General features: G+C 53.6%; 20 protein-coding genes. 14 read left to right on the top strand and 6 right to left on the bottom strand.

The genetic code is table 11. The features are described from left to right. Positions 1-16: 16 nt before the first annotated feature. Positions 17-733 carry an ABC transporter permease gene (locus tag AC3RPL_RS09495; RefSeq protein ID WP_490739810.1) on the bottom strand — a complete coding sequence of 239 codons (717 nt, stop codon included), beginning with the start codon at positions 731-733 and terminating at the stop codon, positions 17-19. A 554-nt stretch (positions 734-1,287) separates the two neighbouring features. Between AC3RPL_RS09495 and AC3RPL_RS09490 the strand changes: the two genes are divergently transcribed. Together AC3RPL_RS09490 and AC3RPL_RS09485 are read left to right on the top strand one after the other, a co-directional pair. Next, the gene (locus tag AC3RPL_RS09490) at positions 1,288-1,785 is read left to right on the top strand and encodes a T6SS effector amidase Tae4 family protein (RefSeq protein ID WP_490739809.1); all 498 of its coding nucleotides are present in this window, start codon (positions 1,288-1,290) and stop codon (positions 1,783-1,785) included. Next, positions 1,782-1,988 carry a hypothetical protein gene (locus tag AC3RPL_RS09485; RefSeq protein ID WP_490739808.1) on the top strand — a complete coding sequence of 69 codons (207 nt, stop codon included), beginning with the start codon at positions 1,782-1,784 and terminating at the stop codon, positions 1,986-1,988. The genes AC3RPL_RS09490 and AC3RPL_RS09485 overlap by 4 nt, the downstream gene beginning before the upstream one ends. A 460-nt stretch (positions 1,989-2,448) precedes the next feature. Here the strand turns inward: AC3RPL_RS09485 and AC3RPL_RS09480 are convergent, their stop codons facing one another. Beyond that, positions 2,449-2,745 carry a DUF1161 domain-containing protein gene (locus tag AC3RPL_RS09480; RefSeq protein WP_367167315.1) on the bottom strand — a complete coding sequence of 99 codons (297 nt, stop codon included), beginning with the start codon at positions 2,743-2,745 and terminating at the stop codon, positions 2,449-2,451. Between the two features lie 51 nt (positions 2,746-2,796). Beyond that, the gene (locus AC3RPL_RS09475) at positions 2,797-3,144 is read right to left on the bottom strand and encodes a DUF1283 family protein (RefSeq protein ID WP_367167314.1); all 348 of its coding nucleotides are present in this window, start codon (positions 3,142-3,144) and stop codon (positions 2,797-2,799) included. 131 nt (positions 3,145-3,275) lie between these two features. Here AC3RPL_RS09475 and AC3RPL_RS09470 point away from each other — a divergent pair, with 131 nt between their 5' ends. The 3 genes from AC3RPL_RS09470 (at position 3,276) to AC3RPL_RS09460 (ending at position 5,338) form a co-directional block, all read left to right on the top strand. After that, positions 3,276-3,602 carry a YnfA family protein gene (locus AC3RPL_RS09470; RefSeq protein ID WP_490740662.1) on the top strand — a complete coding sequence of 109 codons (327 nt, stop codon included), beginning with the start codon at positions 3,276-3,278 and terminating at the stop codon, positions 3,600-3,602. 132 nt (positions 3,603-3,734) lie between these two features. Then, positions 3,735-4,307, top strand: a complete 573-nt coding sequence (locus tag AC3RPL_RS09465) for a cupin domain-containing protein (protein ID WP_490739807.1) — start codon at positions 3,735-3,737, stop codon at positions 4,305-4,307. An 11-nt stretch (positions 4,308-4,318) separates the two neighbouring features. Further along, positions 4,319-5,338, top strand: coding sequence for an SMP-30/gluconolactonase/LRE family protein (locus AC3RPL_RS09460; RefSeq protein WP_490739806.1), 1,020 nt, complete (start codon positions 4,319-4,321; stop codon positions 5,336-5,338). Between the two features lie 52 nt (positions 5,339-5,390). Here AC3RPL_RS09460 and ydfG read toward each other — a convergent pair whose 3' ends face one another. Further along, positions 5,391-6,137, bottom strand: a complete 747-nt coding sequence (ydfG, locus tag AC3RPL_RS09455) for a bifunctional NADP-dependent 3-hydroxy acid dehydrogenase/3-hydroxypropionate dehydrogenase YdfG (RefSeq protein WP_490739805.1) — start codon at positions 6,135-6,137, stop codon at positions 5,391-5,393. Positions 6,138-6,520: 383 nt separating this feature from the next. Here ydfG and guaD point away from each other — a divergent pair, with 383 nt between their 5' ends. From guaD to xdhC, 4 genes are read left to right on the top strand one after another with little or no spacing between them, the layout of a single operon-like run. Next, positions 6,521-7,852: a guanine deaminase gene (gene guaD / locus AC3RPL_RS09450; RefSeq protein WP_490739804.1), complete on the top strand. Its 1,332-nt coding sequence runs from the start codon at positions 6,521-6,523 to the stop codon at positions 7,850-7,852. Next, positions 7,849-9,294 carry a xanthine dehydrogenase small subunit gene (xdhA, locus tag AC3RPL_RS09445; RefSeq protein WP_490739803.1) on the top strand — a complete coding sequence of 482 codons (1,446 nt, stop codon included), beginning with the start codon at positions 7,849-7,851 and terminating at the stop codon, positions 9,292-9,294. The genes guaD and xdhA overlap by 4 nt, the downstream gene beginning before the upstream one ends. Then, positions 9,284-11,650 (top strand): xanthine dehydrogenase molybdopterin binding subunit, encoded by a 2,367-nt coding sequence (xdhB, locus tag AC3RPL_RS09440; protein ID WP_490739802.1) that lies wholly within the window; start codon positions 9,284-9,286, stop codon positions 11,648-11,650. Before xdhA ends, xdhB begins: the two co-directional genes overlap by 11 nt. Further along, positions 11,640-12,419, top strand: coding sequence for a xanthine dehydrogenase accessory protein XdhC (gene xdhC / locus AC3RPL_RS09435; RefSeq protein ID WP_490739801.1), 780 nt, complete (start codon positions 11,640-11,642; stop codon positions 12,417-12,419). Before xdhB ends, xdhC begins: the two co-directional genes overlap by 11 nt. 91 nt (positions 12,420-12,510) lie before the next feature. On the opposite strand, the gene hpxO is transcribed toward xdhC, so the two are convergent. Then, complete coding sequence (gene hpxO, locus AC3RPL_RS09430) at positions 12,511-13,668, bottom strand: FAD-dependent urate hydroxylase HpxO (RefSeq protein ID WP_490739800.1); 1,158 nt, start codon at positions 13,666-13,668, stop codon at positions 12,511-12,513. 241 nt (positions 13,669-13,909) lie between these two features. Between hpxO and AC3RPL_RS09425 the strand changes: the two genes are divergently transcribed. Both AC3RPL_RS09425 and AC3RPL_RS09420 read left to right on the top strand, forming a co-directional pair. Beyond that, positions 13,910-14,548 (top strand): hypothetical protein, encoded by a 639-nt coding sequence (locus AC3RPL_RS09425; RefSeq protein WP_490739799.1) that lies wholly within the window; start codon positions 13,910-13,912, stop codon positions 14,546-14,548. A 131-nt stretch (positions 14,549-14,679) separates the two neighbouring features. Further along, a complete protein-coding gene (locus AC3RPL_RS09420) occupies positions 14,680-15,126 on the top strand; it encodes a DUF441 domain-containing protein (RefSeq protein ID WP_034935954.1) in 447 nt (148 codons plus the stop codon). Positions 15,127-15,337: 211 nt separating this feature from the next. Here AC3RPL_RS09420 and AC3RPL_RS09415 read toward each other — a convergent pair whose 3' ends face one another. Next, positions 15,338-16,612, bottom strand: coding sequence for a Glu/Leu/Phe/Val family dehydrogenase (locus AC3RPL_RS09415; protein ID WP_490739798.1), 1,275 nt, complete (start codon positions 16,610-16,612; stop codon positions 15,338-15,340). Between the two features lie 634 nt (positions 16,613-17,246). Between AC3RPL_RS09415 and eptB the strand changes: the two genes are divergently transcribed. The 3 genes from eptB (at position 17,247) to AC3RPL_RS09400 (ending at position 21,503) form a co-directional block, all read left to right on the top strand. Beyond that, positions 17,247-18,905, top strand: a complete 1,659-nt coding sequence (gene eptB / locus AC3RPL_RS09410) for a kdo(2)-lipid A phosphoethanolamine 7''-transferase (RefSeq protein ID WP_490739797.1) — start codon at positions 17,247-17,249, stop codon at positions 18,903-18,905. Between the two features lie 112 nt (positions 18,906-19,017). Beyond that, on the top strand, positions 19,018-20,214 hold the full coding sequence (fabV, locus tag AC3RPL_RS09405; protein ID WP_490739796.1) for an enoyl-ACP reductase FabV: 1,197 nt from the start codon (positions 19,018-19,020) through the stop codon (positions 20,212-20,214). A 569-nt stretch (positions 20,215-20,783) separates the two neighbouring features. Further along, entirely contained in the window at positions 20,784-21,503 is a 720-nt protein-coding gene (locus AC3RPL_RS09400) for a carbonic anhydrase family protein (RefSeq protein ID WP_490739795.1), read from the top strand. Positions 21,504-21,514 lie beyond the last annotated feature (11 nt).

Below are 21,514 nucleotides of genomic sequence, written 5' to 3'. Positions count from 1 at the left end.
CTTTCTGTTCATTCTTCTATGCGGCAGCATGCGGGCTGAGTAAACGTCCCAGTCCGGCCAGCAACATGTCGAGGATCAACGCAAACAGTGCAGTAGCTACTGCGCCCAGAATCAGCGTGGGGAAGTCATTAAGATAAATACCGGGGAAAATCAGCTCGCCGTAGTTACTGGCCCCAATCAGGAACTCCAGAGGGGCAGTACCGACATTGATAGCGGTAGCAATGCGCACGCCTGAAAGGATCACCGGCATTGCATTGGGCAGTTCCACCTGTCGCAGGCGCTGTCCTTTGGTCATGCCGATGCCATTAGCCGCCTCAATCAGCGAGGCCGGCACGGCACACAGGCCAGAATAGGTGTTACGGACGATCGGCAGCAGTGAGGCGAGAAACAGCGTGATAATGGCTGGTTTTTCACCGATACCAATGATAACCATCGCCATTGCCAGTACAGCCAGCGGGGGCAGGGTGTTACCGACGTTAAAAATCTGCATCACAAATTCAGCCCAGCGGCGGGCAAACGGGCGACTCAGAATGATGCCGCTGGGGATACCTACCAGCAGCGCTGCGAGCATCGACCAGAAAACCAGCACCATATGTTTTTGCCCAAGATAGACCAGATCGACCTGACGGGCCCTGATGGTGTCGATGCCTAATCCGTAAACCAGCAGGCCAATCGCCACGATAATAAAAAACACGGCAAGCAATGCCCGCCGCAGAAGCGATGCGTTTTGCATGTTATCCATTCTTCCTGACAGTCAATAAATAGAGCTTATGGCGCTTTTTGTTATTTAAAGGTAAAAAGAGCATTAAAAGCTATAGCAGCTCCTGGCGACAGATGCCAGTTTAAGGCCGAAAATCAGCAGGATAGAAAATGTGCGCATTCGATGGCAGCCCTGATAAATACTGGCCTGGGCTTGATAAACAATATTTATCGTCATATTGGTGACAATGTCACTTATTGGCAAGATTGAGCATTTTCAGGCTGCTTGCACAATAAAATCTGCTCTGTCAGCAAGTATCGATGGGGATGAGAGAGCACCACTGGTTTTTTGTGGGAGCAACCAAAAGGTGCATCAGCGTCCGGCAGGGTTATCGGGTTCATTTTCAATTCCGTTGCAAATCGTTTTATGACAATGCGAGACATCTCCCATGTAGCAGATGGAAAAGCATCTAGTGGGAAGGTCTGGTATTTATTTCCGGATGGCTTTTCCCTCCACGTCATGCTAATCAATGCAGCCTGACACTAACGTTACAGGAGTTGCGTTATGGCTCTATCATTTGAATCTCTGTGGAATGCCCACCCCCCGAAATTAAAGGCGATGCGAACCCATGTCGCCTGTCCAACGGCCTGAAAGCTTTTGATGATCAGTGCGCTATTTGCCTCGTAACGGCGCTGGCCCGCTGTGGCTGCGACGTTACCCGACTGAGAGCGGCATTTTGCTGGCATCACCCTAAAAAAGAGGGGCACGTATTGCGGGCTGAAGAACTGGCTCTTGCACTGCGCATGAATCCATTCGATGGCATGGCTCCTGTGGTTAAAGTCACCGTCAAAAATTTTGAGTACATTCTCCGGGGAAGCAGAGGGATCATATTTTTTAAGGACTACTGGCGCAGACCTGGCGAATCATTTGGAAATCGTAGCGGTGATCATATCGATCTCTGGAATGGAAAACGACTCACTCAAAAATCAACCTGGTTTCGTATCCAGTGGGGGATGCACTGGGAAGGCTGGGCGAGTAACTATTTTGACGCTGTCGAAGTATGGTTCTGGAAGATACGCGGATGAAAATATTCCTGTTTTCATTACTGGGGGGCTGCGGCGGTTTTGCGCTTTCGTTTCTGGTGTTCCCTTTGCTTTCCCGTCTGTTTGTTGGCCCGGTCGTCAGTGATGATGAAATGAATCAGAATGTTGTGCTGTTTCTTGTTAGTGTTCCTCTTTTTGTTATTGTTTACATGCGGTATTACCTGAATAAAAAGCGCCAGCGCTAAACATCCAGCACTTTACCCTCTGCGTCGCTCTACAGTGTAGGGTGCAGTTGGCAAATTTTCAGCAGCCCGGCGATGAATGATGGTTATCATGTCAGGTTAAGCCTTCAGCAATCTGCTTTACTGTAAGACACTGAAATTTTTATCATTCACTGCCCGATACTGCCTGCGCGATGCAAACGAGTCTGAAGATTCAATGGAGTATGTAGTCATGGCGCGTTAATGCATTATTACAGCGTGATAGCTGAATAAAATCAGCTCGGCGAGTTGCTGGGAAATCCAGCCCCATGGGGTTTGGCTCCCTGCAAACAGCCATAGCTGGCATAAAAAAGGCCGCATCAGCAGCCATTTCTAAAGCAGGTCAGCAGCGCTGTTGTCTGGTCAGCCGTAACCATTTGACAGCGTTGCCGGGAAGTTTCACCGCAGGTAGCATCCGTCACGGTGCCAGGCTACGTCGGCATCATCAGGATGAAGGGGCATCCTGCGAGGTGCCGGTTTTAGCCGGTGCCGGCGCACTGTTTTCACTGCCATCACGTTTATAGACGATCTTCTGACTGTCGTTATCACAATGTCCGACTACCTGACCGCCAGCCTGATCGGCCTGATCGCTGGGCACGATTTCCAGTGAAAAACTGCCCTCGGCCACACCGTTTTTAATAATTTTCTGGTTAATATCTGCTTTTACCGTTTCGCATGATGCCTGTACCATCAGGGGAGTGGCGACAATCAGTGCGCTTAACATCCACTTCATTTTTTTCATCATCCTGTCCTTTTGTATGAAACCAGCGATAACTATAGCAGTATTATCCTGTCAGGGAGCGACCGGGCGTCCGGTACGACGGTCGAGGCAGCGCTGTGTGCCGGATTCCCAGTAGGCGTTAACATTAAGACTTTGATCGCAGGCATCCCGGTTATCGATGGCCCGGTCATTCTTATCAAAATTTTTCTCATCGCGCAGGTTCTCTTTACTGCGCAGACGTTGCGTTTGATCCCACTGCTGTTTCTGCTGACGCGCCTGCTCGTTACTTAAAGGGTTACTGCCATTCTGAATAACCAGCGTATCGGTTTGCGCCTGCGCGCCCTGCACGATGCTGAACAGCGAAGCAGACAGCAGTAACGGCAGAGTCACTTTCTGCCAGGTTTTCATCGTCATTTTCATTATCGGTTCCTTAATGGTTGTTCCCCGCACGGCCAGCGGATGCGACCCTTGCCGGAACTATTATATCATCAGCCAGCCCTGGCACACACTCAGGGCAGCAAACTCATTGATGTTTCAGAGAGGTCAGGATGTTGTTTAAGACCACCGTGCTGTTCTTTATTACCGCGCTGGCCGAAATTACCGGCTGTTTTCTGCCCTGGCTGTGGCTGAAGAAGGGCGGTTCAGCATTACTCCTGTTACCCGCTGCCTGTAGCCTGGCACTGTTTGTCTGGCTGCTGACGTGGCATCCGGCGGCCAGCGGGCGGGTTTATGCCGCATATGGCGGCGTCTACGTGGTGGCGGCACTGCTGTGGTTGCGATGGGTGGAGGGTGTCAGACTGAGCTACTACGACTGGCTGGGCGCGACGGTGGCGTTTTGCGGCATGATGATTATTGTGGCGGGATGGGAAAGCGCCTGAAAATAGCCGCCCCGGGTATCATCATCCGCCTTCCACCCGGCTGTTTATCATCAAGATTTATTAATAAATCAGGCGTGGTGGATTGTTCAGGTCTACGCTTATTTTCTGAATCAGCCACAGAAGAGAATAAGGATGAAAAACAGTCAATTAATCATACTTTCCGCGCTGTGCTGCCTGCCTGTGCTGTCATTTGCTGCTGGCGAAATTTCTGCTGTACAGGCAGAATCTCCGGCGCAAACAATCAGTAATGGAAAAGTTCAACCGCCGGTGAAATACGCAACCGTCTGGGCCGATGAGCAGGGTGCCACACACATCGGCCACTGTCGTTTTGAGGGACTGGAGTATAAAAGCTATGCGCCGCCCTCAGCGCCGCAGTGGATTGGTGTTTCACCTGATGAGGTGCAAAGCATCGCCTGGGCTGTGCTTCCGCCAGGCTATGTTGGTAACTGGCATCATGCGCCGGGTCCGCAGTGGGTCGTTACGCTGTCCGGAAAGTGGTCAGTTGAAACCACGGATGGGACCACGCTGGTTCAGGGACCCGGCGAAGTTCAGTTTAACGCCGACAGTACCTCTCATCCGCGCGCTGATGACCAACATATCGGTCACATTACGCGCACGGTGGGCAATGAACCCAATGTGCAGTTAATTATAAAACTGAAGCCCGGTGCCAACCGTGCCCGGACCAAAGGCAATTGTGCCAGTTAAGAGGAATAGTGATGATTTTCAGTGCGAAGCAGTCAGCCGCTGCCCTGTTGGGCGGCATCATCCTGTCAAACGTCTGCCATGCTGAGGCCACTCAACCGCAGGTAAAAATCGTGGCGGAGCAGCCAGAATTCTCCAGCCTGATAAACAGCAACAGCACGGCGCAATTATTAACCGATAAGGCCGTCTGGGCTGAAGGCCCGGCCTGTCTGCACCAGGGTGACTTTATCTTCAGTGATGTTAAGCAAAATAAAGTGATGCGCTGGTCTGAACAAAAAGGGCTGGAGGTCTGGCTGTCCCCGTCGCACTACCAGAACGGTCATGCGGTGGATACTCAGGGACGTGTCATTGCTGCATCACACGGTCAACGTGCCGTGTTGCGTCAGGAGCATGATGGTCGCTGGGTAACGCTGGCCAGTACATGGCAGGGCAAAAAATTAAACAGCCCTAATGACGTGATCGTTGCCCCTGACGGGGCGATCTGGTTTACCGATCCCACCTTTGGCGTGCTGAATAAAGCGGAAAGTTACGGTGGCAAGCCTGAGCAGGACGGTGAATATCTCTATCGGTATGATACGACCACCAAAACCCTGTCACGAATGAACACGCCGGAAGTCCATTCCCCCAACGGCCTGGCTTTTTCCCCGGACGGTAAACGGCTGTATGTTGCTGATACACAAATTGCGCATGATTTCAGTAATCAAAAGCTTGCGCACCAGATTGTTACCTATCGCGTTAACGGTACGCATCTGGAAGAAGGCAGGATTTTTGCGAAGGTTTCCCCTGGCATCCCGGACGGCATCAAAGTGGATGAAAAGGGCAATGTCTGGAGCAGCAGCAAGGAGGGCGTACAGGTGTACTCGCCGCAGGGAATGCTGCTGGGAAAAATTCTTATTCCGGCAAGCAATACGGGAAATCTGGCGTTATGTACTGATGCGGGCAACCGCCACTGGCTCTATGTCACCGCCGCCAGTCTGGTATTGCGTATGCCCGTAATGGTTGGTAACAGCACAGAGGTTGCTGCTAACAAGTAAACGTTAGCGCACCTGTTCAGCAAAAACAGGTGCGCCTGCGCAGGCAGCTGAGTCAGGCTTTATGCACCTTCAGACCAGCCAGCGTCTGTCCTACCGGCATCATTTCAAGCGTATTAATGTTGACGTGTTTCGGCAGTGAGGCCACCCAGAAAACGGCTTCAGTGACGTCTTCTGCGGTTAAGGGTTCAGTGCCGTCATAGACGCTGCCAGCCTTATCACTGTCCCCTTTAAAGCGAACGTTAGAAAATTCCGTACCGCCAACCAGGCCAGGCTCAATATCGGTCACCCGCAATGCCGTGCCGTGCAGGTCGGTGCGCAGATTCAGGCTGAACTGACGCACGAACGCTTTGGTCGCGCCATAGACGTTGACCCCGGCATAAGGCCAGTTGCCCGCCGTTGAGCCGATATTGATGATATGTCCGACGTTACGTTCGACCATGGCGGGCAGAATGGCACGGGTCATAAAGACCAGGCCTTTGTTATTGGTGTCGATCATCGCTTCCCAGTCATCAATGCTGGCCTGATGCGCAGGTGCCATCCCCAATGCCAGCCCGGCATTATTGACCAGCACATCAATATCGCGCCATTCGGCTGGCAGGCTGTGCAGTGCTGCATCAATTCCGGCGCGGTTTCTGACATCGAGTTGCAGGTTATAAACATTTTCGCCCAGCTCATCCTTCAGCGCCTGCAAACGCTCGCTGCGGCGACCGGTAGCGATCACCTTGTGGCCCTGAGCGATAAAACGGCGGGTAATACTCTCACCAAAACCTGCGGTGGCACCGGTAACAAAAACAATCATCTTACTGTTCCTCAACACATTCGCGGTTTTTCACCTTAGCATTTTCCCGCCAGCCTGATAAGTCAGCGCGAGGTTAACGCCCGGCGCAGCTCTGCACGGTAATGGTGCGCGGCTGTGCGTCTCTGCCAGATTATGGCGCAACGGCCGGACGCGACAAAGCGGCATCAGCCAGAAATTTGCCACAGCAACCGTTTGCTATCCTCAGCAAACGGTTGCGTAGTGGATATGCGGGAAAGTCTTTTCGGTTATGATAAAAATCGAATAACGTATTGATAATTAATCATAAAATTAAAAAATACTCAATGGCATAACAATTGCTTAACTTAAGACATTGTTACTCGCACTGATACCTGACGCGCCACTGGCGCTCAAAAGGAACGACTATGACACTCTCCGTCACCCAGGCTGTACGCGGCAGCTTTTTCGATGTCACACAAACGGTCACCGATCCGGCACAGCTGCCGGAGTATGCCCGTTTTATCGAAGATGGCCTGCTGCTGCTTAACGGCGGCGAAATTGTTTCGTTGCAGCGCTGGGAAGCAGGGCAGCATCTGCTTAACGACGCCATACCCCTTGCGGACTATCGCGGCAAACTGATTGTCCCCGGATTTGTGGATACCCACATCCATTACCCTCAAACGGAGATGATTGGTGCTTTTGGTGAACAGTTATTAGAGTGGCTGCAACACTACACCTTCCCGGTGGAAAGCCAGTACCATTGCCCGGATCATGCTGCCAGCATGTCAGCTTTCTTTCTGCATCAGTTACTGAGCAATGGAACCACCACCGCACTGGTATTTGGCACCGTGCATCCGCAGTCGGTCGAGGCGCTGTTCAGTGCGGCGGAGACGCTGGGAATGCGGTTGATTGCCGGAAAGGTGATGATGGACCGCAACGCGCCGGATTACCTGACGGAAACGCCGGAGCAAAGCTATCAGCAGACCCGCGATTTGATTGAGCGCTGGCATAACCGGGGTCGCCTGGGCTACGCGCTGACGCCACGCTTTGCGCCCACCTCATCACCGGCGCTGCTGGAGAAGGTCCGCCAGTTAAAAGAGGCCTATCCCGACACCTGGATCCACACTCACCTCAGCGAAAACCCGCAGGAAGTGGAGTGGGTTAAAGCGCTGTTTCCGGAGCACGACGGCTATCTGGATGTTTATCATCAGCACCGGCTGACCGGGCGTCGCAGTCTGTTCGCGCACTGCCTGCATCTGGAAGATAAAGAGTGGGATTGTCTGCATCACACCTCGTCAGCCGTGGCCTTTTGCCCCACTTCCAATCTGTTTCTTGGCAGCGGGTTGTTCAATTTAAAAACCTGCTGGCAGAAGGGCGTCAGGCTGGGGATCGGCACCGATGTTGGGGCGGGCACCACCTTCAGTATGTTACAGACGTTGGGAGAAGCGTATAAAGTCGGACAGTTGCAGCAGTATAAGCTGGCCGCCTGTGAGGCCTTTTATCATGCCACCCTCGGCGGTGCACACGCGCTGGATCTGGACAACCGTATCGGCAATTTCATGCCCGGCAAAGAGGCTGACTTTGTGGTGCTGGACCCGGGCGTGTCGGCTCTTCAGCGCATGCGCTTCGCCAACAGCCGTGACATCTGGGAAAAGCTGTTCGTCCTGATGACGCTGGGTGATGACCGCAACATTGCCTGCACCTGGGTGAACGGCCAGTGCATCTTGCAGCCAGAGGAGAAGGGGGTGGCCGCATGATCCAGTTTTTGCTCAACCAGACGCTGGTTTCGGAAGCGTCACTGGACCCTAATCTGACCGTACTAAATTACCTGCGTCAGAACAAACGCCGCTGTGGTACCAAAGAGGGCTGTGCATCCGGCGACTGTGGTGCCTGCACGGTCACCCTTGGTCGCGTGGAAAACGACGCGATGGTGTGGGAGACGGTCAACAGCTGTATGACCTTTGTCAGCGCATTGCAGGGTAAGCAGCTGATTACCGTCGAAGATCTGAAGCAGGGCGACAAACTTCACCCGGTTCAGCAGGCGATGGTGGACTGCCATGCTTCACAATGCGGATTCTGTACGCCGGGATTTGTGATGTCGCTGTTTACCTTGCAGAAAAACAGCGATGGCTGGCAGCACAAACAGGCGGAACAGGCGCTGGCGGGAAATCTGTGCCGCTGTACCGGTTACCGACCGATTGTCGATGCGGCGCGCCAGGCCTGCCAGCAGCCGGAGCAGGACAGTTTCCGTCAGCAGGAGGCCGCTACCGTTGCGCGTCTGCTGGCGCTGAAAAATGACCAGGTGCAGGAGATGGCCCTTAACGGCAACCGCTGTCTGTTGCCGAAAACCCCGGCCCAGCTGGCCGAACTGCTGACGGCACATCCTCAGGCAAAACTGCTGGCTGGCGGCACCGATCTGGCGCTGGAGGTGACCCAGCGTCATCATGCGCTGCCGCTGATGATTGCGTTGGGGCAGATTGAAGAGCTTAAGCAGTGCTACGTCAGCGACGACGAAATTATTCTTGGCGCAGGTACGTCACTGCATTTCTGTCAGGCGTTTTTGCATCAGCATATTCCGCAGTTTGCCGCACTGCTTGATCGTTTCGCCTCTCTGCAAATCCGCAATCAGGGTACGCTGGGCGGTAATATTGCTAACGGCTCACCGATTGGTGACACCCCGCCGTTACTGCTGGCGCTGAATGCCACGCTGGAACTGCAACAGGGCGAATCGCTGCGCCGACTGCCGCTCAGCGACTTTTTCCTCTCATACCGTAAAACAGCCCTTCAGCGGGGTGAATTTATCCGCGCGGTAAGGATTAAAAAAGTGACGTCGTCACAAAATTTGCGCGTCTGGAAAGTCTCCAAACGCTATGAAGATGACATTTCGGCGGTGTGCGGTGCCATGTTGCTGGAGACGGATGGCGACGGCGTGGTACGTGAAGCCCGCGTTGCTTTTGGTGGCATGGCGGAAATTCCAAAACGCGCCACCCACTGTGAACAACAGCTGGTGGGTAAGCCTCTGACACAAAGCTCGGTGGAACGGGCCTGTAGCGCCTTATCGCAGGATTTCCGGCCGTTGAGTGATTTACGTGCGTCGGCGGATTACCGGCTTCAGGTGGCAAAAAACCTGCTGCGTCGCTACCACGCTGCGCTTGGCGATCGGCTGCCGCTGCTGGAGGTGACTGACTATGTCCCATAATCGTCCCGTGGTTGCCCAGGAAGTGATCGCCAGCCAGTACCTCAGCGGCATCAGTACCGGCGTGGGGAAAAATAACCAACATGAAAGCGCCGACAAGCACGTCAGTGGCGAAGCTGTCTATATTGACGATCGGCTGGAACTGCCGGGGATGCTGCATCTTTGCCCACGACTGAGTGAACATGCTCATGCCCGTATTCTGAATATCAATACCGAACCCTGTTACGCCATCCCCGGCGTGGTGGAGGTGTTAACCTGGCAGAGTGTGCCGGGCGAGCTGGACATTGGTCCGCTGGAACCCGGTGATCCGCTGCTGGCCCGGGATCGGGTGGAGTATGCCGGGCAAATCGTGCTGGTGGTGGCGGCAGAAAGCCCTCAGATAGCGCGACAGGCAGCTGAGGCTGCGGTGATTGAATACGAGGTGCTTACACCAGTGCTCGACGTTAAAGAGGCGCTCGAACAACAGCATTTCGTGCAGCAGCCACATATTCATCAGCGTGGCGATGTAGCGGGCGCACTGGCGCGGGCCAGCCACCGGTTACAGGGTGAGTTTCATATTGGCGGTCAGGAACATTTCTATCTGGAAACGCAGGTGGCGATGGTCATCCCCGGCGAAGACCAGTCGCTACAGGTTTTCTCGTCAACCCAGAACCCGACCGAGGTGCAGAAGCTGGTTGCCTCGGTGATGGGCATCACCATGAACAAAGTCACCATTGATATGCGGCGGATGGGCGGCGGTTTCGGCGGTAAAGAGACGCAGGCCGCCGGGGTAGCCTGTCTGTGTGCCGTGGCGGCCAGACGCAACAACCGGCCGGTAAAAATGCGCCTGTCCCGCCGGGATGATATGCGTATCACCGGCAAGCGCCATCCATTTTATGTTCGCTATGAGGTGGGCGTTGATCGGCAGGGCCGTTTTTGCGGGGTGAAAATAGACCTGGCGGCAAACTGTGGCTATTCGCTGGATCTCTCCGGTTCGATTGTTGATCGGGCAATGTTTCATGCTGACAACGCCTATTATCTGGGCGATGCGCTGATCACCGGCTACCGCTGTCGTACCCACACTGCCTCCAACACCGCCTATCGTGGTTTTGGCGGGCCGCAGGGGATGGTGGCGATTGAACAAATTATCGACCACATTGCCCGTCACCTGCGACTTGACCCGTTAGAGGTGCGCAAGCGTAATTACTACGGCAAAGAAGAACGTAATATCACCCATTATTATCAGCAGGTTGAAGACAATCTGCTGGATGAGATGACCGCCGATCTGGAACAGAGCAGCAGCTATGCCGCACGGCGACAGGCCATTGCCACCTTTAACGCGGGCAGTCCGTATCTTAAACGCGGGCTGGCGCTGACGCCGGTAAAATTTGGCATCTCCTTTACTTCCAGCTTCCTCAACCAGGCCGGGGCGCTGATCCTGATCTACACCGATGGCACGGTGCAACTGAATCACGGTGGCACCGAAATGGGCCAGGGGCTTAATACCAAAGTGGCGCAGGTGGTGGCGAAGGTGCTCCAGATTGACGTCAGTCAGACCCAGATCACCGCAACCGACACCGGGAAAGTACCGAACACCTCGCCCACGGCAGCCTCCAGCGGGGCCGATCTTAACGGTAAGGCGGCGCAAAATGCGGCGGAAATATTGCGTGACAGGCTGACGGCTATGTTGTGTCAGCTGCATGACTGCGATCCGGCCGAGGTTGGTTTCAGCAACGGAATTGTCAAAGTCCGGGAGAAACACTTCACCTTTGCGGATGTGGCGCAGCTGGCGTGGCTGAATCAGGTGCCGTTGTCGGCCACCGGCTACTATAAAGTGCCCGGCATCCATTATGACCGTCTGGCCGGGCGCGGTACGCCTTTCTATTACTACGCCTTTGGCGCTGCCTGTGCCGAAGTGATTATTGACACGCTGACCGGGGAATATCGCCTGTTGCGGGCCGATATTTTGCATGATGTAGGTGCGTCGCTGAATCCGGCCATTGATACCGGCCAGGTGGAAGGGGGATTTGTGCAGGGCGTGGGCTGGCTGACCTGTGAAGAACTGGTGTGGAATGAACAGGGCCGACTGATGACCGACGGGCCAGCCAGCTACAAGATCCCGGCAATTGGCGATGTGCCTGCCGATTTACGGGTTCGGCTGGTGGAAAACCGAAAAAACCCGAAGGAGACGGTATTTCACTCGAAAGCGGTGGGAGAGCCGCCCTTTATGCTGGGGATTGCGGTATGGAGTGCATTGCAGGATGCGGTCGCCAGCGTCGGCAATTATCAACACCATCCGTTGCTGGATGCCCCCGCCACGCCGGAAAGGGTGTTTTGGGGGGTGACGAAAATGCAGGCAGAGGTAAAAGATGGCGACTGATGACTGGATTTCGGTGCTGGCCTCGCTGCGCGAACGGCGTGAGCCCTGCGTGCTGCTGACCGTGCTGGATGAAAAGGGATCGGTGCCGCGCGACCGGGGGAGCAAAATGGTGATCACCGCAGATAACAGCTGGCTGACCATTGGCGGCGGCCATCTTGAATTCAGCTGTACCGCCACCGCCAGAGAGATGCTGCAAACCCGGCAAACCCAGCCAAAGACCGAACATTTTAATCTGGGTGCGCGGCTGGGGCAGTGCTGTGGCGGCATGACCACGGTGCTGTTTGAACCCCTGCTTCAGCCACAGCCGCAAATCGCGGTGTTTGGTGCCGGGCACGTCGGTCAGGCACTGGTCAATCTCCTGTCAACGTTACCCTGTCACGTTTTCTGGGTGGATGAGCGGCCGGAACAATTCACTTCTGTACCGGCGGGAGTAACAATTTGTTGTCCGGAGGACCCCACTGATCAGGTAGGTCTGATGCCCGCAGGGAGCTATTACGTGGTGATGACCCACCATCACCCGCGCGATCTGTCGTTGTGCGAAGCCATCCTGCGGCGCGGTGACTATCGCTATTTTGGCCTGATCGGCTCTGAAAACAAACGGGCGCGTTTCGACTACCGGCTGGAGGGGAAAGGATTCAGTCGCCAGCAGCTGGACACCCTGCGTTGCCCGATTGGTCTGCCGGATGTGAAGGGTAAACTACCGGCAGAGATTGCGGTTGCGGTGGCCGGAGAGATTATTGCCTGCTATCAGCAAAAAGCCGGGGAGTAAAAAGCCGGGGAGTAAAGTGTGCTGAACAGGAACAGTAGCGTAACCCTCTAATCCCGCCCCGGCTGAAGATCATTCAGAGAGCGGGACATTTTCAGGCCAGCGGACCACCCAGAATGGTATCGCACATGCCGCTGATGATGCGTTCCCCCGTTTCACTTTTCAGTTCTTCATACCACTGGCGGGTGGTTGCCATCTCTCTGGCATGGGTGACGTCGCAGCGTTTACGCGCTTTCAGTACCAGATCTTTCACCCGGTCGGCGCGTTGCTGCTGGTAGCGCAGCAGCGCGTCTTCTATCCCCAGCGAGTGGGCCTGCAACACGTTAGCCAGCACCACCGCATCCTCCATCGCCGCACAACCGCCCTGACCAATATCCGGCGTGGTGCTGTGCGCGGCATCGCCAAGCAACGCCACCCGGCCTTTAACCAGTTGTGCAAAGGGATCGATATCGTGGATCTCCACCCGATTGGTGGTCTGCGGATCGATTTGCTCAATCAACCTTTGCACCGGCTCTGTCCAGCCGTGGAAATAGCGTTTCAGGTCGTCACGCAATGTATTACGGTCTTCCGCCAGCCCGGCAGGCAGCGGCACATCGAAGAAGAAATAGAACCGGTTACCGGCAACGGGCATCAGAGAAACGCGTTTGCCTTCCCCGACAAACGTACTCCACTGCTGCGGCGGCGCGAGCGATTCATCGATCTGCACAAGACCGTTCCAGTTAACATACCCGGCATAGCGTCGCTCAACTGTCCGCCCCAGTACATATTTGCGCACCACTGAATGGGTGCCGTCGCAGGCAATCAGCAGATCGCCCCGTGCCTCGCTGCCATCCTCAAACCACGCGGTTACCCCCTGGTCATCCTGCTCAACCCGGGCCACACGTTTACCAAACTGCACCTGTTCAGGGCCACAGGTCGCCAGCAGCATCGCCTGCAATTCGGCGCGGGCAACCGGATAAGGACGCTCTCCACAGGCTGCGACCAGCGGATCGAGGCTGAAACGGGTAAGGGGATGTCCGTGCTGAAAGTCATAGTAGGCCATGCTGTTCATGGTGCCGCCGAGGGCGCGCAGCGGCTCTTTCATCCCCAGCAAATTGAGGCATTTCACGCCGTTTGGCCAGATGGAGATAGCCGCACCAACCGGTTTAATCTCTTTGACGGCTTCAAACACCGCCGTTTCAATGCCAAATCGTCTGAGGGCGATGGCGGCAGACAGTCCGCCAATCCCGGCGCCAATTATGATTGCTTTCATCGGTTTCTCCTGTTAGGCATCCGCTTAAACTAGCAATTTCCATACCATTAACTGTTGACTGCTCCGACGCGGTTTTACCGGCAGCTGAAACCTTTGTTTCATCATTACAGGGCAGAAAACTCGGGTAATGCACCATGCTGGTGAGGCTTTGGTGAAACTATTGCTACTTTTATTTCCCTGAGGTTGGCAATCCTGTTGAAATTTGCCACAGTGTTGCCTTCACTGTTCCGGAGATCCCAGCATGACAATCATCGCCTGCCTGCACGCGGCAGAGAGCAATATTGCCGTATTTGAACAGGCGTTGCCCCTGGCCGGGGCTGGCGCGGTTCGGCTGTTACATCATGTGGAGAGCGAACTGCTGGCCCGTGCCACCGCCGCCGGGGAAGTCACCGGGGAGATTGCAGAAGCTACCCGCCATATTTTACAGCAGCTTTGTCAGCAGGCGGACGTGGTGATCGTCACCTGCACCACGCTGGGCATGGTCGCCAGCGATAGCCGGCTGTTCAGCAAACCGGTGTTGCGGGTGGATGCCGTGCTTGCCGGCGTCGCTTCCCGCTGTGAAGGCCATATTGCGGTGCTCTGCACCGCGCCTGGCACCCTGGCGTCTACCCGTCAGCTGTTCGAAACCTGCATTGCCCCCGATCGCCTCAGCGTGACGCTGGTGCCGGAAGCCTGGGAGCGGTTCACCCGTCAGGACAGCGCGGGCTATCACCAGAAGATTGCCGCCAGCGCCCGGCAATGTCTTGCCCATTCGCCGGGCAGCATCGTGCTGGCGCAGAGTTCAATGACCGGGGCTGAGGCACTGTTCGACTCACCGGTGCCGGTGCTGACCGTACCCTCTGCCAGCCTGCGGGCCGCGCTCGATGCGATAGTGGGTTAAAACTGTGTATATAAATTGCGTAACAGCGTGACATCTACAGCAGTGAATCGCCACGCGTCAAAAAAGTAGAGTGGCAACAGAAAGCGCATTAAGCTTAAGGCTCAATACCTTAGCGCCTTACTGAGAAAACCATGTTTGACCTGACTTTATTTATCCTGCTGTTGCTGGCTGGCCTCAGCTATTTCAGTCACAACCTGACCGTTGCCATCGCCCTGCTGGTGTTAATCGTGGTGAGGATGACGCCGCTCAGTGCCACTTTCCCCTGGATAGAAAAACAGGGCGTCACGGTGGGCATCATTATTCTGACCATTGGCGTGATGGCCCCGATTGCCAGCGGCACCATTCCCACCAGCACGCTGATGCACTCTTTCCTGCACTGGAAATCCTTGCTGGCGGTTGCCGTCGGAATTTTCGTTTCCTGGGTGGGTGGGCGCGGGGTGACGCTGATGAGTTCTCAACCGTCAGTGGTGGGTGGCTTGCTGATTGGCACTATTATTGGTGTTTCTCTGTTTCGTGGCGTACCGGTCGGGCCGTTAATTGCTGCCGGCCTGGTTTCACTCCTCATCGGTAAAATGTAATCGCTGGCGATTCTCCTTTCTTCTCTGCCTGCAACAGGGGATGCTTCACCATCCCGCTGCGGCGATCCTGTGCCGCAGCGTCTTTTTTTGCCCGCCTTGTTACGCATTGTGCAGTAAGGGCGCGTGGCCTGCGATAAGTAAAATCCCGGCAGGACAGGATGCGCTGATATCCCTTCGGCTGTACACACCGCTGTATCGTCGGGTGAGAGGGTTATCCCGGATAAATGCCGCGATCTTTACGTGCCATCAGAATTCGCTCGCAGGCAGCAATATAGGCGGCGGTGCGCAGGCTGCACTCTTTCTCGCTGGCCTTGTCCCAGACGTGGGTCATGGCATCGGTCATGATCCTGTCCATCCGGTCATTGATTTCGCTCTCGCTCCAGAGAAAGCTGGCCATATCCTGCACCCATTCAAAGTAACTGACCGTAACCCCGCCGGCATTACAGACCACGTCGGGCACCACGGTAATGCCCCGAGCGCTGAGCACATCGTCTGCATCAGGATAGGTCGGGCCGTTTGCGCCCTCCAGCACCAGCTTACAGCTCAGTTGCTCCGCCCGCTGCCGGGTAATCTGGCCTTCCAGCGCCGCCGGGATCAGGATATCCATCTGCACCGTCCAGAAGTCGTCACTGGCGATCTCTTCTGCACCGCTGAAACCGGCAATCATCTTGTTACTGGCCTGCCAGTCACTCAGCGCGGTTAAATCAATACCGTCGGCGTTATAAAGTGTGGCGGAATGGTCCTGTACCACCACCACCCGTGCGCCGGCGGCGACAAATAACCGTGCGGCTTCGCTGCCGACGTTACCAAAGCCCTGTACCGCGATTCTGGCACCCTCAATTTCAATATTACAGCGGCGAGCCACCTCCAGACCGGTGATATAGACGCCGCGTCCTGTCGCTTTTTCACGTCCCAGCGATCCGCCCAGATGAATCGGTTTGCCTGTTACCACCCCGGTAATGGTGGTGCCGTGATTCATTGAATAGGTATCCATCATCCACGCCATCACCCTGGCGTTGGTGCCGACATCCGGTGCCGGAATATCTTTCTGCGGGCCGATAATCAGACCAATTTCGCTGGTGTAACGGCGGGTGAGACGCTCAAGTTCACCTTCGGAAAGGGTAAAAGGATCGACGCGAATCCCGCCTTTTGCTCCGCCGTAGGGCAGGTTGACCGCAGCACATTTAATGGTCATCCAGGCTGACAGCGCCATCACTTCGTTCAGATCCACATTAGGGTGATAACGAATCCCGCCTTTGCCTGGCCCGCGGGAAAGGTTGTGCTGCACGCGAAATCCTTCGAAGTGGCGAATCGTACCGTCGTCCATCTGAAGAGGTATATCCACTATCAGCGCGCGCTTCGGATGACGCAGGGTGTCGATCCAGCGGCTGAGTTCACCAAGATAAGGGGCGACGCGATCGATTTGAGCAAGGTAGGTAGACCAGGCAGTTGTGCTGCCTTCAGCAACGTAAGATAGCTTATCCATAAAAAACCTTAGTTAAATTAGTTATTTATTCTGTTTAACCGGTAAATATTCAGTGCTTGTATCTCCAGCGCGAAAAAATCTATCATTAAATTTATGTATTTTGTTTTTTAAATTAATGTGAATTTTCACTGCCAGAGGGTCAACAGCGCGGGGGCGACGAATAATTAATTATCCTGTCACCAGACAAATTCGGTGCGGCCTGAGAAGGTTTGTTGTTTATGCGAATTTTATGCATAAATAATGAATTTATGTTAATTTTCAGAATTTTGAATGTGATCAAATTATGCTGCCTTTCTGTGGAGAACATCACATCACAACTTATCAATGGCAGCCCGGTTATGCCCTGGCGCAGACAACAGGCAACCAGCAACAGGACATGGCGGAAGGAACTCAATTGACCGGCTGACCCACTCAGTCGGGGGTAATAAGATTATCGCTGCTGATACCAGCGTGAACTTTACGCTTTTCTCACATTTCTTGTTACAAGTTTACACTCTGGTTTCACACTGGCGGAGTAAACTCACCGCGCTTTACTTTGTCTGATTTTTTGCAACATTTTCGCTATGGCAGTATGCAGAGCAAATCTGGTCTGTTTCTGGCATTACATTCACCTGCAACAATAACGACGACACAGATGAAAAAACTGCATTTTCTGACCCAGAGCCGGGTCTGCTGCTTTATCGCTTTTTACATCGGGATAGTGTTAAACCTGCCGATCTTTTTCCGCCGTTTTCACCAGCTACACTATGATGCCGCGTTGTCAACCACCATTGAGGTGATCGCGGCTTTTTCGCTGGTGCTGTTTACCACCTTACTGGCCTCAATGGCCGGGCGTCTGCTGTTTCGAATTTTGCTTTCGCTGCTGGTGATTTTTTCGGTGACCGCCAGCTATTACATGATTTTTTTCAACGTCGATATTGGCTACGGCATCATTGCCGCAGTAATGACCACTGACAGTCTGGATTTGTCAAAAGAATCCGTTGGCTGGAATTTTGCGCTGTGGCTGGTACTGGTGAGTCTGTTACCGATGTTAATGCTGTGGCTGACGCCATTGCCGGAAGCGGCGATACGTCGTCAAAATGGCGGGGCCTTCCTGCGTCGCGGCGGGGTAATGATTGTCGCCGGGCTGGTCTGCTGGTTGCCATTGAAAGTGATGGGTGACCATCAGGAGAGCCTGGACAAACAGCATAACCGTATGATGGCCAGCTACGGTGGCGTGGTGGCGGGCAGTTACTCGCCATCAAACTGGCTTTCCGGAATGGGACTGCTGGCCTACAGCAGCTGGAGCCAGGCAGAGGACAGTCGTAATCTGTTTGACCCCACAGCGCACTTTACTTACCAGCCACCTAAGGACGTTAACGATCTGTATGTGGTCTTTGTTATTGGTGAAAGTGCGCGCCGCGACCATATGGGCGTCTACGGCTACAGTCGTGACAATACGCCTTATCTTGATAAAGAAACCCATCTTGCGGCTTTGCAGGGCTACTCCTGTGATACCTCCACCAAGCTGTCACTGCGCTGCATGTTTGTAAGGGAAGGCGGGGCTTCAGAAGCGCCGGAACGTACCCTGAAAGAGATGAACGTTTTTACCGTACTGAAAAAACAGGGCTTCTCTTCAGAGTTATTTGCCATGCAGAGCGAGGCCTGGTTTTATAATAAAGTGATGGCTGACGATTATGCGCTGCGTGAAACCATTCAGTCGGAAAAGCGCAACGTCGGCAAACCCATCGACGATATGGCGCTGGTCAGCGAACTGAAAGATTCACTGGAGCGTCACCCGCAGGGCAAACACCTGGTGGTCCTGCATACCAAGGGTTCGCACTATCTGTATACCGAACGATATCCGCGCGAGTTCGCCCGCTATCAGCCGGAATGTAAAGGCATTGACGACAGCTGTTCCACCGAAGAGATGATCAACTCATACGATAACAGCCTGCTTTACACCGATTACGTGCTGAAGCAGATCTTTGACCAGTTGAGGAACCGTAACGCCATTGTGTTTTACGCATCGGACCATGGCGAATCAATTTCAAAAAACATGCATTTCCATGGCACCCCGCGCGATCAGGCGCCCATTGAGCAGCGTTCGATTCCGATTATGGTCTGGGCTTCGGATAAATTTCTGCAACAGCCTGATAATGCCTCGGCATTCCGGCAGTTGCAGACGCTGGCAAAGGATAAAACCCCGGTATTTCACGAGAAGCTGTTTGACAGCATCCTCGGCTGTAGCGGCTTTACCTCACCGGATGGTGGAATTAATCAGCTGCGTAACTGGTGCCACGTCAGTCAGTAATATGACCTGAAGGACGGGCTCCAGGGATAAGTGGTGGTCATCTTTGCCTGAATCGCCACAAGCAGGTATCCTGTTGCCCGAATTTACTGAGACAGTTTCCATTGAGGTTGACATGATTATTAAACCACGCATCCGTGGCTTTATTTGTGTGACTGCCCATCCGGCGGGTTGCAAAGCTAACGTTGACAAACAGATTGAGTATGTCACCCAGCAGGGACCCATTGCCGATGGCCCGAAAAAGGTTCTGGTGATTGGCGCGTCCACTGGTTACGGCCTTGCGGCCCGCATCTCGGCAGCCTTTGGCTGTGGTGCCGATACGCTGGGCGTATTCTTCGAACGTCCCGGAGAAGAGAGTAAACCCGCCACCGCCGGTTGGTATAACTCCGCTGCGTTTGAAGCCGCTGCCGAAGCAAAAGGGCTTTATGCCACCAGCATTAATGGCGATGCCTACTCTGATGAAGTCAAGCAGAAGACCATTGAGCTGATTAAACAGGATCTGGGGCAGGTTGACCTGGTGGTATACAGCCTGGCCGCGCCGCGCCGTACCCATCCGAAAACTGGCGAAGTGTTTAACTCCACGCTAAAACCGGTGGGTAAATCGCTGACCACTCGCGGTCTGAACACCGATAAAGAAACCATTACCGACATCACCCTGGAACCTGCCTCGCAGGAAGAGATCGCCGGTACGGTTGCGGTGATGGGCGGTGACGACTGGCAGATGTGGATTGACTGCCTGAAAGAGGCGGGTGTGCTGGCTGATGGCGCGAAAACCACCGCCTTTACCTATCTGGGCGAGAAAATCACCCATGATATCTACTGGAACGGCTCCATCGGGGAAGCGAAAAAAGACCTCGACAAGCGTGTCCTGTCGATCCGTGAGACGCTGGCTGAGAGGGGTGGCGATGCGCGGGTATCAGTGCTGAAAGCGGTAGTCACTCAGGCCAGTTCTGCCATCCCCGTTATGCCGCTGTATCTGTCTTTGCTGTTCAAAGTCATGAAAGAGAAAGGCACCCATGAAGGCTGTATCGAGCAGGTTTATGGCCTGTTTAAAGAGAGCCTGTACGGCGCATCCCCGGTCATGGATGATGTGGGTCGTCTGCGCGCTGACTACAAAGAGTTGCAGCCAGCGGTGCAGGACGAAGTGGTCAGACTGTGGCCCACCGTCACCAACGAAAACCTGAATGAACTGACCGATTTCGTCGGCTACAAAAAAGAGTTCATGCAGCTGTTTGGTTTCGGCCTCGACGGCGTTGACTACGACGCGGATGTTAATGCCGATGTCAAAATCAATCATCTGGTGCAGATGTAATTAACAGCAACCCGTCGCTAAAAAACGCGATGGCATAATATGGACTGCCTTTTACTCAGTCGGCTTGCGGCTCAGTGGGGCAGTCTTTTTTTTGGCACAGGACATCCGCGCATTTGCCTGCGCAGAGGCTCTAAGTGCAACAAAATATGTCACCAGAATGATGATCTCATCTCCCTGACTAATCGGTTACTTTGCTTATTAGTGGCGGTATTTTTATCTGGTAATGCTGGCTTTTCTCCTGCAATTAAATAGCCTGAATAATTACAATCTTTATTTATCTGTACCATTAAATATCAGGCAGCTTATGCAACTGATGAGAATGACTGCTGAAATATTTCTCAGGAGATGTTAAAAATAACAACGCCACCCTGTTTTTTCTTCATCACCAGATATTTTTTGGCTATGATTGAGTAAATGTTATTTCAGTGCAAACACTTCTGCTGTTTGTCTGCAAATAATTAGTATTTTTTCATTGTAGAAAATTAACCTGGTGATGATATCAACAGAGATAAATACTGTCGTGCCTGCCGGATTACCGTTAATAAATTCTGAATCAGCATGAGGTGTTTATGCAGTCTGACAGACGTTTTTTCATTAAAAAAGCCACGCTTTTTTCAACGGTTATTGCCAGCGGTTTTCTTTCCGGGATCCCTTTCAATGCCGCAGCAAAATCTGCGCTGCTCAGTAAAGAGGAACGCGATAATCTTTCGCCAGACCAGGTGATTGAGATGATTAAAGCGGGGAATAAGCGTTTCAGAAATGGTGAAAAGCTCGAACATGACTTTCTTTCTCAAAAACGGACCAGCCGTGGCGGACAGTATCCGGTTGCGGTCATCCTGGGCTGTATTGATTCCCGAACACCTGCCGAAATTATCACGGATACCGGTATTGGCGAGTTATTTAATTGTCGTGTGGCCGGTAATATTGAAAATGACGATATTCTCGGTAGTCTGGAGTTTTCCTGTGCGCTCTCCGGGGCGAAAGTGGTGATGGTGATGGGACACACCAAATGTGGTGCCATTAAAGGCGCAGCATCTGATGCTAAACTGGGTAATCTGACCTCTCTGCTGGAAAAAATTAAGCCTGCAATTGAAAAAACGAACTATTCCGGCGAAAAGGATGTTAACGACTATCAATATATTGATGCGATTGCCAGGAGTAATGTATTGCTGACCATCGAAAATATCCGTAATAAAAGTGCCGTTCTTGCTTCTCTTGAGAATGACCGGAAAATTAAAATAGTTGGAACGCTGTATCATCTCGAAGGAGGCAGACTGGAATTCTTATAATATTTTTTATT

The organism is Erwinia papayae, assembly GCF_058241465.1.
The sequence above is the reverse complement of the archived record's forward strand: the minus strand, read 5'-3'. Positions and strand labels throughout refer to the sequence as shown.

Excerpts from the sequence above, each read along its gene's own strand:
- AC3RPL_RS09480 (WP_367167315.1), bottom strand. The coding sequence starts at position 2,745 with ATGAAAAAAATGAAGTGGATGTTAAGCGCACTGATTGTCGCCACTCCC.
- AC3RPL_RS09415 (WP_490739798.1), bottom strand. The coding sequence starts at position 16,612 with ATGGATAAGCTATCTTACGTTGCTGAAGGCAGCACAACTGCCTGGTCT.
- AC3RPL_RS09485 (WP_490739808.1), top strand. The coding sequence starts at position 1,782 with ATGAAAATATTCCTGTTTTCATTACTGGGGGGCTGCGGCGGTTTTGCG.
- AC3RPL_RS09400 (WP_490739795.1), top strand. The coding sequence starts at position 20,784 with ATGCAGTCTGACAGACGTTTTTTCATTAAAAAAGCCACGCTTTTTTCA.
- xdhB (WP_490739802.1), top strand. The coding sequence starts at position 9,284 with ATGTCCCATAATCGTCCCGTGGTTGCCCAGGAAGTGATCGCCAGCCAG.
- AC3RPL_RS09475 (WP_367167314.1), bottom strand. The coding sequence starts at position 3,144 with ATGAAAATGACGATGAAAACCTGGCAGAAAGTGACTCTGCCGTTACTG.
- AC3RPL_RS09425 (WP_490739799.1), top strand. The coding sequence starts at position 13,910 with ATGACAATCATCGCCTGCCTGCACGCGGCAGAGAGCAATATTGCCGTA.
- fabV (WP_490739796.1), top strand. The coding sequence starts at position 19,018 with ATGATTATTAAACCACGCATCCGTGGCTTTATTTGTGTGACTGCCCAT.
- AC3RPL_RS09465 (WP_490739807.1), top strand. The coding sequence starts at position 3,735 with ATGAAAAACAGTCAATTAATCATACTTTCCGCGCTGTGCTGCCTGCCT.
- guaD (WP_490739804.1), top strand. The coding sequence starts at position 6,521 with ATGACACTCTCCGTCACCCAGGCTGTACGCGGCAGCTTTTTCGATGTC.
- AC3RPL_RS09495 (WP_490739810.1), bottom strand. The coding sequence starts at position 733 with ATGCAAAACGCATCGCTTCTGCGGCGGGCATTGCTTGCCGTGTTTTTT.
- AC3RPL_RS09420 (WP_034935954.1), top strand. The coding sequence starts at position 14,680 with ATGTTTGACCTGACTTTATTTATCCTGCTGTTGCTGGCTGGCCTCAGC.
- xdhA (WP_490739803.1), top strand. The coding sequence starts at position 7,849 with ATGATCCAGTTTTTGCTCAACCAGACGCTGGTTTCGGAAGCGTCACTG.
- eptB (WP_490739797.1), top strand. The coding sequence starts at position 17,247 with ATGAAAAAACTGCATTTTCTGACCCAGAGCCGGGTCTGCTGCTTTATC.
- xdhC (WP_490739801.1), top strand. The coding sequence starts at position 11,640 with ATGGCGACTGATGACTGGATTTCGGTGCTGGCCTCGCTGCGCGAACGG.
- hpxO (WP_490739800.1), bottom strand. The coding sequence starts at position 13,668 with ATGAAAGCAATCATAATTGGCGCCGGGATTGGCGGACTGTCTGCCGCC.
- AC3RPL_RS09460 (WP_490739806.1), top strand. The coding sequence starts at position 4,319 with ATGATTTTCAGTGCGAAGCAGTCAGCCGCTGCCCTGTTGGGCGGCATC.
- ydfG (WP_490739805.1), bottom strand. The coding sequence starts at position 6,137 with ATGATTGTTTTTGTTACCGGTGCCACCGCAGGTTTTGGTGAGAGTATT.